General features: G+C 43.3%; 13 protein-coding genes. 3 read left to right on the top strand and 10 right to left on the bottom strand.

The window, feature by feature from the left end:
- Window positions 1-272: 272 nt before the first annotated feature.
- Window positions 273-917 carry a tRNA (guanosine(46)-N7)-methyltransferase TrmB gene (gene trmB, locus V1502_RS16330; RefSeq protein ID WP_409251688.1) on the bottom strand — a complete coding sequence of 215 codons (645 nt, stop codon included), beginning with the start codon at window positions 915-917 and terminating at the stop codon, window positions 273-275.
- Between the two features lie 359 nt (window positions 918-1,276).
- On the opposite strand from trmB, the gene V1502_RS16335 reads away from it, so the two are divergent.
- Together V1502_RS16335 and V1502_RS16340 are read left to right on the top strand one after the other, a co-directional pair.
- Window positions 1,277-1,402, top strand: coding sequence for a hypothetical protein (locus tag V1502_RS16335; RefSeq protein WP_409251689.1), 126 nt, complete (start codon window positions 1,277-1,279; stop codon window positions 1,400-1,402).
- 421 nt (window positions 1,403-1,823) lie between these two features.
- Window positions 1,824-2,102, top strand: a complete 279-nt coding sequence (locus tag V1502_RS16340) for a YtzH-like family protein (protein WP_409251690.1) — start codon at window positions 1,824-1,826, stop codon at window positions 2,100-2,102.
- 6 nt (window positions 2,103-2,108) lie between these two features.
- Here the strand turns inward: V1502_RS16340 and V1502_RS16345 are convergent, their stop codons facing one another.
- The 5 genes from V1502_RS16345 to thpR all read right to left on the bottom strand — a co-directional run bounded on the left by V1502_RS16345 (window position 2,109) and on the right by thpR (window position 7,855).
- Window positions 2,109-2,882, bottom strand: coding sequence for a phosphotransferase (locus tag V1502_RS16345; protein WP_409251691.1), 774 nt, complete (start codon window positions 2,880-2,882; stop codon window positions 2,109-2,111).
- A gap of 268 nt (window positions 2,883-3,150) precedes the next feature.
- Complete coding sequence (gene pulA, locus V1502_RS16350; protein ID WP_409251692.1) at window positions 3,151-5,295, bottom strand: type I pullulanase; 2,145 nt, start codon at window positions 5,293-5,295, stop codon at window positions 3,151-3,153.
- Between the two features lie 22 nt (window positions 5,296-5,317).
- The gene (locus tag V1502_RS16355; protein WP_409251693.1) at window positions 5,318-6,262 is read right to left on the bottom strand and encodes a diacylglycerol/lipid kinase family protein; all 945 of its coding nucleotides are present in this window, start codon (window positions 6,260-6,262) and stop codon (window positions 5,318-5,320) included.
- 2 nt (window positions 6,263-6,264) lie between these two features.
- Window positions 6,265-7,242 (bottom strand): NERD domain-containing protein, encoded by a 978-nt coding sequence (locus tag V1502_RS16360; RefSeq protein ID WP_409251694.1) that lies wholly within the window; start codon window positions 7,240-7,242, stop codon window positions 6,265-6,267.
- Window positions 7,243-7,294: 52 nt separating this feature from the next.
- Window positions 7,295-7,855 carry an RNA 2',3'-cyclic phosphodiesterase gene (gene thpR / locus V1502_RS16365; RefSeq protein WP_409251695.1) on the bottom strand — a complete coding sequence of 187 codons (561 nt, stop codon included), beginning with the start codon at window positions 7,853-7,855 and terminating at the stop codon, window positions 7,295-7,297.
- A gap of 659 nt (window positions 7,856-8,514) precedes the next feature.
- On the opposite strand from thpR, the gene cysK reads away from it, so the two are divergent.
- The gene (cysK, locus tag V1502_RS16370; RefSeq protein ID WP_409251696.1) at window positions 8,515-9,444 is read left to right on the top strand and encodes a cysteine synthase A; all 930 of its coding nucleotides are present in this window, start codon (window positions 8,515-8,517) and stop codon (window positions 9,442-9,444) included.
- 303 nt (window positions 9,445-9,747) lie between these two features.
- Here the strand turns inward: cysK and V1502_RS16375 are convergent, their stop codons facing one another.
- The 4 genes from V1502_RS16375 to V1502_RS16390 all read right to left on the bottom strand — a co-directional run bounded on the left by V1502_RS16375 (window position 9,748) and on the right by V1502_RS16390 (window position 13,830).
- A complete protein-coding gene (locus V1502_RS16375; RefSeq protein ID WP_409251697.1) occupies window positions 9,748-10,488 on the bottom strand; it encodes an ABC transporter permease in 741 nt (246 codons plus the stop codon).
- Window positions 10,485-11,396 (bottom strand): ABC transporter ATP-binding protein, encoded by a 912-nt coding sequence (locus tag V1502_RS16380; protein ID WP_409251698.1) that lies wholly within the window; start codon window positions 11,394-11,396, stop codon window positions 10,485-10,487. The genes V1502_RS16375 and V1502_RS16380 overlap by 4 nt, the downstream gene beginning before the upstream one ends.
- Before the next feature lie 380 nt (window positions 11,397-11,776).
- Window positions 11,777-12,784, bottom strand: coding sequence for a FecCD family ABC transporter permease (locus V1502_RS16385; RefSeq protein ID WP_409251699.1), 1,008 nt, complete (start codon window positions 12,782-12,784; stop codon window positions 11,777-11,779).
- On the bottom strand, window positions 12,784-13,830 hold the full coding sequence (locus V1502_RS16390) for a FecCD family ABC transporter permease (protein ID WP_409251700.1): 1,047 nt from the start codon (window positions 13,828-13,830) through the stop codon (window positions 12,784-12,786). Before V1502_RS16390 ends, V1502_RS16385 begins: the two co-directional genes overlap by 1 nt.
- Window positions 13,831-14,030 lie beyond the last annotated feature (200 nt).

The following is a 14,030-nucleotide window of genomic DNA, read 5'->3' on the forward strand; positions in this document are numbered from 1 at the left end:
TAGGCTCTTTTGTAAAACTTTGTTGCTATTTAATATGAAGTTCAAGAGATATAGCCTAAATGCACAGCATTAATCACACTGTTCAGTTAGATAACCCCTTGTACCCGAGGAAAAAATCCGGCCCTTTGGATTTGTCCGATAGCAGCAACCTAAATGTATACAGCCTTTTAGTATGTAAGTTTATCTCTATTTCATCTTCACCTACAAAACCGTGGAAAATTCCATCAACAAAAATAGAACAGCCCCACATAAGAGCTGTTCCCATCGTCACATTATTTTTTTGGATACTTCACTTCGCAGCGGTAGATTCTTTGTCCCCTCGAAGAGAACTTCTCTTCATACTCCGTCATGATATTTCCTTCAAAATCACTATTGTGCAAATCCAGGCTGAGATAATTCAGCAACAACCCATAGTGTGAGAAGCTTTGAAGAGAGTATTCGAACAAGCCTTGATTATCGGTTTTGAAGTGAATCTCACCTTCATCAACTAAAATGTCTCTATACAAATCCAAGAAAGTTTTATAGGTAAGCCGTCTCTTTTCATGACGATTCTTCGGCCACGGGTCTGAAAAGTTCAAATATACTCTGTCCACATCATTTTTTTCAAAGTATTCTTTCAGGTCCTTGGCGTCAACATTCAGCAATTTCACGTTAGGGATATCTGCCTCGATGATTCTATCCAATGCCGAAACAATGACACTTTCATACAACTCGATACCAATATAATTAATGTCAGGATTGGCTTTGGCCATTTCCGTCACAAATTGCCCTTTACCTGTTCCAACTTCAATATGAAGTGGATTTTCATTGCCGAAAACCTCATTCCATTTTCCCTTATGTTCCTCCGGCCGCGCTACTACATACTGAGGATACTCATTAAGCTTTTCGCTTGCCCAAGGTTTATTTCTTAAACGCATATAAACACCTCTTTTTTTCTTAGGCTCTTTTCTTCAAGTTATGTTTCTATACAGTACTTTTAAAAAAAGCAGTAAAATATAATTTCTTATCGTCAAAACAATACCATGACATCCCTTTCTCTGCAAGCGATGTCGAAATGAATCAGATATTGAGTGGTGTTTCTATAATCTGAAGGATCTACGAGGATATACATGCATTTATATATATCACCTCTTTGTATGCGTTTACATAAAAGGTTATCCGTGATAGAGCCGATGAGACCGTTTGTATGGCGGTTTGGATTGTGATGGGATTTTGTTAAGGTTATTATTGTACATTGTTTGAACGGATCAGAAAAAAACAAAGGGGATGAATGTAGATGATGAAATTGTTTAATTTAGCTGCAGAGGTTTCTGTTTTAATTGGAATGGCTGTTATGTTTGTAGGGTACAGCCTGGTAGTATATCCACTCGAGAAAATGACACAGCGTTCTTTTTCGCTATAAAATTCAAAGCAAAAGCCGTCACGTTTTCGTGGCGGCTTTTTTTGCGTTTATTTGGCAGGGGAGTCAGCTTTATAAGTCAAAAAGGTTCTTCATTTGTTGGTAAGGTACATCATTCTGTATAAATTTCCAAATGATACACCCGCTTCGCTAGCGAGGGACATGATCCTGGGAAAAATTCTAAATGATGCACCCCGTTACGCCAGCGAGGGACATGATACCGGGGAAAATCATCAAATGATGCACCCCGCCACTTCAGCTAAGGATATCCTCCCTAGTAACACCCCAAGTGATCTGCCTTGCTCCTTTAGCAGGTTAAAAAGGTACGGGAACACCAACAGCAATCAACCATGCATAAACAAAAAAAGAATTCACAAACTAAGTGTGAATTCTTTTTATATTTCAAACCGGAAAGGGTGTTAGTATGCCGCTCGGACATCAAGATCAAATGAACCTGCTAAAGGATATATTAACGAATCACTATGATGATTGCTGCGGTTCTGTAGCAGAGTGTGAACAATTGGAACGCCTGGTTAAATCCCTGATGGTCAATACCAATATTGGCGATGGGATAAAACCGGTTCTTCAGGAAGTGTACAATTACAGCCAGAATGGCATCAATTCATCAGACCTGGAAGCTCATATTACTTCACAAAAGGACAATCTATCTCATTGGGTCCACGATATGAATACTTTGTCTTAAATTTTATTAGATAATGGAATGAAGATATTCAAGCCAATGATTCATTTCATGGAACCTGGCTTTCCCTTTGTGCCACTGAATGGAAATAAGGGTTTGGGATACGACATACCATTTCATTCTTAATCTAAGGTTATCTGTTAAGGGCACCCCGTATTGAGAAAGCCATGTTTCCCAATTTTCTTCCGGGATATACCAATACAGAAGGAGCCCGATATCGATCGCAGGGTCGGCAATCATCGCTCCATCCCAGTCTATCAGATAAAGCTGGTTGTTATCAGACAGCAGCCAGTTGTTATGGTTCACATCACCATGGCAGACAACATATTCGTCGTGGGATATGTTGGGCAGGTCTGTTTGAAGAAAATGCAGTGCTTCTCTAACCTTCGGGTGTGAAAGCAGTTCGAAGTCAAGACCTGTCTCAAGTTCCGCCAGCATATTTTCAGGCTGAAAACGTTCTTTCCCCAATCTCTCCAGCATCGTCAACAACGGTCTGGAGGAGTGGATTTTTTTTAAGAGCTTGGCTGCCCTTTCTTCTTCCATCTCATCGGGATTCAGTTCTCTCCCGTTCAGCCAGTGCTGTGCGGTAATAACATCTCCGCTCTCTATTCTTTTCGTCCAGATAAGTTTAGGAACAATCCCTTCAGCTGACAAAACAGCCAAAAAAGGAGAAGAGTTTCTTTTAAGGAAAAGCTTTTGCTCCTGGTATCGGGCAAAAAAGGCTTCTCCGGTTGCTCCTCCCGCCGGTACGATTTCCCATTCTTTATCAAATAAGTGTTCCAATAATATTCACCTTCTATTGGTTCGCTTCATTTATATTAAAATAATGTCTTTAAAATAAAAAAGACAGCTATTGGGCAAAAGTTCAATAGCCATCCTCTTCAATATTATCGTCTTCTTCCCTATTTCGTCAAGTCCTTTCAAAATTGCTGCCTTCTCGACAATCTGTTCTTTCCCCTAAAAATTTATCGCAAATCCTTCCCTAATCAAGGGATTTGAGTGACTTTTCCTGCACGGTAAATCGGTGCACACTTTTTTTAGAAAAATCATTTTACCGGCAGAATACATAGCAGCTGACAGGCCCGGCTTGGAAATGGTCACTCTCCAATACCTTCAGTGTATCCAATCCGGCATTTCGACCATCAGATATGAGTTTCCAGGGTGTTTCCCCTTTAGGCAGGGACAGAGATATCCCTACGTCACCGGCATGGAATGCGACAAAAAGTTCATCCCATGGGCCATAGGCCTTTACATGTTGAAAATGCAAGGTGACTGTACCGGGTAAACTGTAGTCTCCCCGTACGTGTTTTCGTATCAAATCCGGGGTGCTGAACCGGAATGCCCCGTGAGCTTTTCGGATGGCTATCAGCCCTTTAATATATTCAACTTTATCCTGATATAATGTTCGTCTGTCCCAGTCCAGCTGATTGATTCCATCAGGTGAACGATAACTGTTTTCCACGCCTTGTTTAGTGCGGAAAAATTCCTGACCTGCATGCAAAAACACAACTCCCTGGGAAAGCAGCACCATTGTCGTAGCCAGGACATGTCGCTTTTCCCTTTCTTCTTTGTTTGAAATACAGGCAGAGATTTTATCCCATAGAGTATGGTTATCATGGGACTCTACATAATTCACCGTTTGAGCCGGATGTAAAAACAATCCCGGATCCCCTGTTAGTCCAATACTCCCCGTCAGGACTTCAGCCGCTCTCTTTTCCATTCCGCTGTGGCCTAAGGCAAATCCCCTGTCATATAAGTTAAACGTGCTGCCTTTGATACCGTCCCTGAAAGAGTCATTAAACTGGCTGATACCAGGCATCTTGACTGCATTGCGAATGTTGGCCTTCATCCCTTGAGACAGGGGCGTGTTCAAATCCCAGCCTTCCCCTATGACCAAAACATTAGGAAGAACCTTTTCTGCTTTTTCCTGGACACTGTTCATAGTTTCTACATCGAGGATGCCCATCAAATCAAAACGAAAACCGTCGACTTTGTATTCTTTCAGCCAATACAGGACAGAGTCAACGATGAATTTGCGGACCATTTTTCTCTCAGAGGCAATGTCGTTACCGACTCCCGTTCCATTCGATGGCATCCCATTGACATCATGACGGAAATAGTAACCCGGGACAATTTTTTCAAATGAAGATTCCTCTTTAATGTAAACATGATTATAAACAACGTCGAGGATGACCCGCATCCCCCGTTCGTGAAGGGAATTAATGACCGATTTGAGCTCGTTGATCCTGGAATAAGGGTCTTCCGGGCGGCTCGAGTAGCTTCCTTCTGGAACATTGAAATATAAAGGATTGTAGCCCCAGTTATACCTGCTGTCGTCTCTAAGGTCAGAGACTCCTTCAAAATCGTTGACCGGCAGAAGTTCGACATGGGTGATACCAAGGCTATTTAAATAGTCGACACCTGTACTCAAGCCGGTTGGCGTTTTCGTGCCCTTCTCTGAGAATGCCATATAGGTTCCTTTATGCTGCATCCCGCTGTCTTTATGCATAGAAAAGTCCCGCACATGAAGTTCATAGATAATGCTGTCTGTCTTGGATTCTACAGGAGGCAGAGGTTCAAGCGGAGTGGTTTTGCCGAGGTCGACAACCGCCCCCCATTCACTATTAAGCGAAACCGACTTTGCATAGGGATCTACAGCTTCCTGCCAATGCAGATTGATGCATGTCAGGTACGTATAAAACCATCCGTCAGCACTCTCTTCAAGTGTCAATGACCAAACCCCGTTCTCTTCCCGGGTCATATCGTGCTGAGTAATGGCACCCATGTCAGGACCAGTCATTTTCACTTTAACTTTGGTTGCCGTAGGGGCCCAGACTTTAAAAATAGTCTTGTCTTCTTTAAGGGTAACTCCTAAATCGCTGCCATCATAATAGTATTTTTCATCAAATTCAGGTGTCCTGATCACCGCACCAATCTGCAGATCCGTTTCATTTCCGCGTTCATCTTCAATAAAATAAGTGCGGTCGAGCATCGGTTCAAACTCAAGGGAACAAACATATTTATTCTGCCCTTGAAGCGGATGTGTCTCGCGAATGGAAAGAGGCACCTTCTCCTTGTTCTCCTCTTTTATATAAAATGAAGAAGATTGTCCCTCAAAATAAGAATGGGGAAGCAGAATTGTTATCGTTTTCATTTCGTCTAAATAGGCAAAAAAGCTTCTCTGAATGATCAACATAGAAACACCTCCCCGGTAAAATTCAGCTCAATTCAGCTGTCTTCCAATTTTGATGCTGAACTTCGATATGTAAATTATTATCCTTGCATATTCTGCCTATATAATCGCCGTCAGCCTGGACAGGGACAGGCGTTTTTGACGTAATATGAACTTCCTTCACCTTATAAGTTTCAACCTCTTTAAATAAGGTATGCTTTCCAATGAACACAAAAAGAAAAACCATCAACAGCTTCCATCTGGATAGACTGTGTACGATCGTCAGGTCAAGAAGGCCGTCAGAAGGGTCTGCCGCCGGGGAAATTTTCATACCCCCTCCGTAAAAAGGCTGATTTGAAACTGTTATAAACCAGGTATCATTGAACTTTTTCTTTTCACCATCGATAACGACTTCGAAAAAGCCGGGTTTATAGGTCAATGCTTCTGAGAGCAGTAAAACGGCATAAATCAGTTTCCCCATTGATAGTTTGTTCAACCATCTTTTCATCACAGAATTATTCGCCCTTTCTGTGATTTTTGCATCGAACCCTGTTCCCATACTATTCACAAAGTAACCCTTGCGACACCTGTTCAGCATATAATACCCTGTATCAAACTCTATATCTTTAATCCGCTCTTTCTGAATCATTCTAATCACTTTTGCCGCTTGGCCGGCTTTTACAGGCCACCCATAGCCATTGGCAAAATCATTCCCGCTCCCGGCCGGAAAGTAACCGACCGTCACATTCTCATAGCCGATACATTGATTAACGATTCCGCTTATCGTGCCGTCACCCCCAACCCCGACAATAAGTAGCTTCTGATAAGGAGCAGCTTCGACAGCACTCTGGATGATTGTTTTTACCTCTTCTGCTGAAGTGGTGCAGCATACATCATCCGGATGGACTTTTAACTGTTTCTTTAGTTTCTTCCATACTTCAAAGGAATAACTATTTTTGGCATTTATATTCACAATATAGAGGGTCCTCATCACTACTCTTCCTCTTCAGGATGAAGGGCTTGCTCATTATCTGAGTGCCATCCCGACCTTTTAAAGGAGGTACTTTGGCAAAAATCAAGGAAACCTTTTGCCAGTTTTAATTGTACATTCTTGATTGGCGAATGAGAGGCCCGCATCTTTTCAAACCAATCTCCATGCGTTCGCTTGTCTATTAAAAATAAATTGTTGGGAGCCATCTGATAATCTACATACCCATTACGGCTGATAATGCCTTTCTTTATAGGCAGTTCTGCGTCCAAATGCTTCATGATCGAAGAAATGACTGATTCCATGCGATTCAGGGAAATTAAGGGATTTAATACCTTCATATCCCGGTCTCCCCATTTTTTCAGCCAAAATCGTTCTTTGGATCCTATATAGGCCGCTCCTTCTTCTTCTTCCAAAAACGTCAAACACCAGATTTCTGTAGGTGTCAGCAGAAGAATATCCATCTCCATCGGTGCATTTTTAAACTTGAAGACAGGAAAATACATGACGAAGATATTATCCGGAAACCTTTTTAGAAAGTACATCAGCCTCTCATCCGAACGGTAGCTTTGATCGACATAGGACTTTGCCGTTAAAGTCGAGCTGGCCCACCTTAGCTGGAACTGAAATAATTGGTCGAGGAACAGATGCTTTAGTTCCTCCTCTGTAGACGGGAGATCCGTTATCTTAAGGTCCATCTCCGCATCTTCCTCTGCCTGGGGAGTGTACAAATGAAGGTCTTCCAGTCCCTCTTCGTCTCTTTCACGCCGTTTGAAAAGGCCGCCGAACTTTGTGATCAAACTCTTCTTTTCTGCTTCTTCCACTTCCTCCGGTTCTTCCCGGAAAAGAAGTTCTCCCTGTTCCCAGCTTTCCTTCCACTTTGTCCACTGCTGCTTTTTTAACCGGACAAATTGGGAAGGGTAACGATAGGTGTCCAATTCATACCGTGATATATAATCCTGCAGCTTGATTAGTTGTGCCATATACGATTCCCCTCTTGCATTATATGTTTATGTTCTGCGTTTCTTACGCTCTTTAATGTTCTTTCAATATAAATTTCTCAACGACTTCATACTTCGGTATCCTGTCGGGATGGGTGCGGTACAATACAAACTCCTCTACATGAAAATCCAGAGGTTCTGAGAGGAAATAAGGGTTCAGCATTTTTGGTCGAAACTCTTCGTCGCCTTTCCACTTCCTCGCAACGGTGATATGCGGGTTGAACGGTCGTTTATCCAATTCGTAGCCCTCCTGCTGACATGCAGAGTATACAATTTCCCTTAGGGCTGATAATGCAGGGGATACGCTAACGTCCGCCCACAAGATACGAGGTGAAGCGGGATTGCCGAATATGCCGAGTTGTCTTGTTTCCAATGTAAAAGAGGTCCCTTTCCTCTCTCCATGAATTCTATCGATACTTCTATTCAAGCGCTCCTCATCAGTACCTCCTAAAAATGCAAGGGTAATGTGGAGATCTTCAGGATGGACCCAGCGTTGAAAAGGGAATGTGTTTCTCGCCTCTGAGACCCATTTCTCAAGTTTTTCCTTGGTTTCCTGAGGGAGAGGTACAGCATAAAAGTAATGATGTTGTTTCATCATGAACACCTTCCGTTAATTCATTAGGCTTTTCAATCCCATTGCTGTATGAAAATCGGTCATGGCACATCCTTTGTTATACCCTCTCCTCCTTCAGGAAATCATATTCTCAAGGGTAGAAGCCGACCTTCTTTTCACAAGTTGAAATAGAATTCTTATTTAAAACAGTCAGTAGTATTTCTATTTTATCAGACAATGCTTGCAGCAGATAACTAAATGAGCAAACCAGCAGCCTGCTCATCATAATTATTTCCATTTCCAAAGTCCTTTAGGCTTGTTTTTACAATGGGAATTCGTGATAGCGTTCTTGAATTGAGATGTTAAATCTTTGGTGTATTAATAAGTGTTACGCTGCTCCTGATGGTTAACCCTGAATACCACTCCAAGTAATTTTTTAAAAAAATGAACCGCTATTTCATTCCATTCTCTTTTTTTGCAGGAAGAACCAGAGCCTGACATTCCTGCATTGCTTAACAGCCCACTGACGCCTTTTAAAAGAGGCTGATCGGTATTGTACAAAAAAGCATCCATAAAGACTCATATATTTGATAAGATTTGTTAGAATTAGTAACATAATAATATAAAACGATGGATTTAGGGCCGATTTAATATTTGCTTCAAGACACCCTGTATGACATTAGATGAAAGGACGTAATGAAATGAAAGTTGTTCAAAATATTGCTGACTTAATAGGGGATACCCCGCTTGTTAAACTGAACCGCCTTAATCCTGAAGGTGGCGCGGAAATCTACGTTAAGCTTGAGTTCTACAATCCAAGTAAGAGTGTAAAGGACCGTGCCGCTTTCCAAATGATCGTGGAAGCGGAAAAAGCCGGACTCTTGAAAGAAGGTTCCACCATCATTGAACCTACAAGCGGAAATACCGGTATTGGACTTGCGATGAATGCGGCGGCAAGAGGATATCGCGCGATCCTTGTCATGCCTGATACGATGACCCAGGAGAGAATCAACCTTCTAAAAGCGTATGGTGCAGAAGTCGTGCTGACCCCTGGAGATGAGAAGATGCCAGGGGCCATTCAAAAGGCGAAAGAACTGACAGCTGAAATTGAGAATAGTTTCATGCCAATGCAGTTCGAAAATGAATCCAATCCAAACGCACACCGCAAGACGACTGCCGTGGAGATCATTGAAGCAATGGATGAACTCGGCAAGCCATTAGCTGCTTTCGTTGCTACAGCCGGTACCGGCGGAACGATTACAGGAACAGGAGAAGTATTGAAAGAGCATTATGAGGATATCGAAGTTCATGTCGTTGAGCCTGCAGGCTCTCCGGTCTTATCAGGCGGACAGCCCGGCAAACATAAACTAGTCGGCACAAGTCCTGGATTCATCCCTGAAATCCTGAACCAAGATGTTTATGATGAAATTCATAAAATTGAGGATGAAGATGCTTACGACATCGCGCGCCGCATGGCAAGCGAAGAAGGTATCCTGGTTGGCCCTTCTTCCGGCGCTGCCTGCTATGCCGCCATCCAGGTCGCGAAAAAGCTGTCCCCGGATGATGTTGTGGTCTGCATTGCTTGTGATACCGGCGAACGTTACCTCTCAAGCGACTTGTTCCGCTTTTAATTAGGCTCTTTTCTATCAGCTCTTTATTATCAACTTGTCAGGAAGGCCGCTGGATAAGTAAAAGGGAAATTGCGAGCATGATCGCAACTTCCCTTTTTATTATTGGCGGTATTCGTATAGATTGTTGGTTTCGGAAAATCCAAAGTGCTGGATTCCCCCTTGGGTTCGAGGGCTTTTCTAACAGAATAGGATAATTAGCTCTTTTCTTTCTTGCTTACCAAAGTAAGGTCTATGAAGAATGGCTATACCTCTTGAACTTCAGAGAAAATAGCAACAAAGATTTAGAAAAGAGCCTAATTATTTTCATTTATCACTCCACCGGAAAAAGCGGGAAGCCAGAAATGTTGAAACAACAGCAATCCCCAGCAGGACGCTTACTTCAAGCCCGAATTCGGTGATCGGCGCCTCACTCCATGTCCCCCTCAGCAATTCAATCACATAGTACAGCGGCAGGATTTTCGCGACATATTGAAGCACGGTCGGCATCATCTCCAACGGAAAAGTCGCTCCTGATAAAAACAGCATCAAATTCAAGAACAAGGAACTGATGGCGGCTGCACTCTGCGTATTTTTGGCAAGCGATGTCATAAACAGAGCGAAGGGGAAAAAAGCAAGGATGCTGATCAGTAAGATCAATAATGTACTGCCAATATAAGCCGGCAGTGTTAAATCATACATAAGCATGCCGAAGACCAATAGAAGGACAGCCGAAATGGCGAAGATTACCGTTCCCTGAAAAGTATGGGCGGCAAGAATTTTCCACGGTTGAAGCGGAGTGGACTGGTAACGCCTCAGGACGCCGGTCTCACGATACCCTGTTAAAACCGTGCCTAAGGTAAAAAAGGAGGTCGTGACGATATTAACACCGATCCACGCTGGTACGAACATCTCTGCAAACAGTTTGGAATCCATCTCCTGGCCCACAAACATGGAACCAAACAGCCATATCATGGCCACTGGGAAAAGAAATGTCCAAAATACGCTGAGACGGTCCCTGAAGAACATTTTCGTTTCTAGGCTTGCCAGTTTTGCGATAGCGGTCATCCCACTGCCTCCTTTTCAAGATAGTGCACAAATAAATCATCAAGTGACCCTTTTTCAAACCTGAAACCGGAAAGAGGTATCTCGTTGTCATGGCAGTATGTAAAAATATGATAAGCGGCCTCCTGCTGGTTTTCACTGAAGACCTTGAACAACTTCTCCTCTTGTTCAACCCTGATGACCTCAGGCAGTGCTTCTAAAGCTTCAGCGTGTATTTGATCACTTTCGAAGGCAATGAAATGACCTGCCGGTTTATTCAACAGTTCCGCCGGTGTATCCAGCGCTTTCAGTTCACCACTGTATATCATGGCTACACGGTCACAGAGCTTTTCGGCCTCCTCCATGTAGTGCGTCGTCACAACAATCGTGCATCCCTCATCCCTCAACATTCTGATCATCGACCACATTTCTCTCCGTGCATGGGGATCGAGTCCCATACTCGGCTCATCCAGGAACAAGATTTCCGGGCTGTGAAGGGTTGCCAGGGCGAGAGTCACTCGTTGTTTCCACCCTCCGGAAAGGTCCTCGAAATGAACATTCAATTTTTCATCGAGATTCAAGAGTTCAATTAAATATTCTTTCTTCGTTGACTCGCTGTAAAACGAGGCAAAAAGGTCCATCGCCTCTTTCACTTTCATTTTCTTCTGAATGGACGTGGCTTGAAATTGAACACCAATCCGCTTGTTTAACTCCCTTAATTGCCGGCTCGGTACAAGTCCCAAGACATCTATCTTACCTTCTGTCGGTTTGCTGATTCCTTCAAGTATCTCCAAAGTCGTTGTTTTTCCTGCGCCATTCGGTCCAATAATACCAAAGATTTCCCCTTTTCTTACTGAAAATGAAATGTTTTTCACCGCTTGGACGGATCCGAAATTTTTGGATAGGTTTTCAACGGTTATGACGTTTTCCAATTATAGGCCCCCTTGAATTTAATTGAATTCAATCGTCTCTTTTAGTCTATGAAACATGTGATAGTATAAGGCACTTTTTTAAGAGTGCTCTTGAAAGGTAACCAGCTGCCTGATATCGTCTCCACAGATCCATTTTCCTGATTCTTTTTTGTTAGATGTAAGAAAAATTGGAACGATGGGAAAGCCCTCATGCCCCAGTCAATAATCCGCTATCCTCTTTTAACAAACTTTCTAATATGTACGTTTAAAAAAAGCAAAAGTTTCAACAAATTTCCTTTTGAATTTACTATTTAACAACCGAATGTCCATATGTAAAAAGAACTTGAGACAACGCAAAAAAAGGATGAGTACAAGTCTCAGTACCCACCCCTTTTGTTTCATCATGATTTCATCAGCAAGTAAATAAAATAACAGCCTCCGACGATGGAGACGACCATCCCCACTGGTATCTCCGAGGGTGCCAAAATATTGCGTCCAATTGTATCGGCGACTAAAAGCAACAAAGCCCCGAGCAGCGCCGTTACCGGCAGTAACCCCCCATGTCTGGCACCTGCAAATTTCCGGGCAAGATGAGGTACCACGAGACCAATGAAGGCAATCCCTCCGCCAACCGAGACACTTGCCCCGGCAAGTGCGACAGCAATGAATAGAAGAATTCGCCTTTCTCTTTCTACATGGGTCCCGAGACCTGCTGCGACATCATCACCAAGATTAAGGGAATTCAACGTGCGCGCTTTAATGATGGCCACTGGAATCAAAATCAGGATCCATGGCAATAAGGTCAGAACATAGGACCAGTCTGTGCCGGAGATGTTTCCAGAAAGCCAAACGGTCGCCCTCGTAAAATCCTTGGGGTCCATTTTATATTGAAAAATCATAATCAATGCAGAAAAAGCACTATTGATTCCTATCCCGACAAGAATGAGCCTTATCGGTGAAATTCCGTTCTTCCACGAGATTACATAAATCAAAGCAGCAGCTACCGCGGATCCTGCAAGTGAAGCAATCGGCATCAGGTAGATTGAAAGAGAAGATGCCCCAAGCAAACTGCTTTGGAAGAAATAGATATAAAGCACGACCGAGAAACCTGCTCCGGCGTTAATTCCTATGATGCCCGGGTCGGCCAAGTCGTTCTGGGTGACACTCTGCAGAATGGCTCCAGACACTGCCATTCCTGCACCAATTAACAGGGCAATGACCATCCTCGGCAGCCGAAAGTGATACAAGACCATATTGTTCTGCGGGGTTCCGTTACCTGTAAACGTTTGAAACACTTCCATCGGCGTAATTTTCATCACACCTAAATTCAGGCTGAGCAAAAGAACCACGAAAATGGAAAGAATCAAAATGAAAGCAATCCGCCAGTTTTTCTTCACATCCGGTGTCATCAAATGTTCCTCCCTTCTTTACGTGCTAAATAGAGGAAGAAAGGTACCCCCACGAGAGCCGTTACCGTTCCTACAGGCGTCTCAAACGGAGGGTTGATCATGCGTGATAAGGTATCTGCCGCTACCAGCAAGATACCGCCAAGCACAGCAGAACAAGGAATGATGAACCGGTAGTCAGCCCCTACCAGGAAACGAGTAATATGGGGAATGACCAGCCCAATGAATCCGATGGTCCCCGATACTGAGACAGCAGCCCCTGTAAGCAGCATGACAACCACTGTCCCAATAAATTTTATAAGGCTTGTTCTGTGCCCCATTCCCCTTGCCATGTCCTCTCCCAGACTGAGGGCAGAAATGGACCTTCCTAACATGAGAGCTATAATCATGCCAACTAGTGTAACAGGAGCAAGGAGATTGATATGTACCCATTGAATACCAGACAATCCGCCTGCATACCAAAAGCTGATATCCTTTGCAATATTAAAGTGAATGGTGATGGCAGACGAAATGGAAGTAAATAATGCAGTCACTGCCGTTCCGGCAAGGGCCAGCTTTGCTGGGGTCAAACCCGATTTAGAAATGGAACCGACAAGAAAGACCACAGAGGTACCAATACCCGCCCCAAGAAAAGCCCACATCATCAGAGTAAGAGTGGACGCTGATGGCATTAAAGCCAGAGCTATGGCCATCATGAACATGGCACCTGCAGTCACTCCCATAATGGAAGGAGATGCAAGCGGATTTCTTGTCATCCCTTGCATAATCGAACCGGACACAGCCAAGGCGGCCCCGATCAAAGCACCGGCAAGTATACGGGGAATCCGCAGATTCATAATGATTTGATGAGATGGGATTGATGCATCGAACTGGGTCAAGCTAAGCCAGATCGTCAATAAATCTATGTCAGAAGCTCCATATAATATGGATAAAGCCATTGTGCATGCAAGTATGATTGATCCGCCGGCCATTATTACAGCAGGCAGTATGGTGTTAGATCGCACCCTCCATTTCGTACGATGGTGGTCTGCGGAAGACTCGCTTGACATGAAAAGTACCTCCTACCAAACTAGCTAATTTTATCTTCACCACAAATTGAGAATAATTTTCATTATATTATACAAATGTTAGAAGGGCAATTGCTTCTTCTTACAATGCCTGGTGCGTTTCAAGCCGCCCTGCCCTTGCATATTGAACATTTTTCATTTTTTTTATTTTCTGCTTGTAATTGAAAATGAGAATTGTTATC

Origin of the sequence: Rossellomorea sedimentorum (assembly GCF_046237645.1) — a bacterium.
Taxonomy (GTDB): domain Bacteria; phylum Bacillota; class Bacilli; order Bacillales; family Bacillaceae_B; genus Rossellomorea; species Rossellomorea sedimentorum.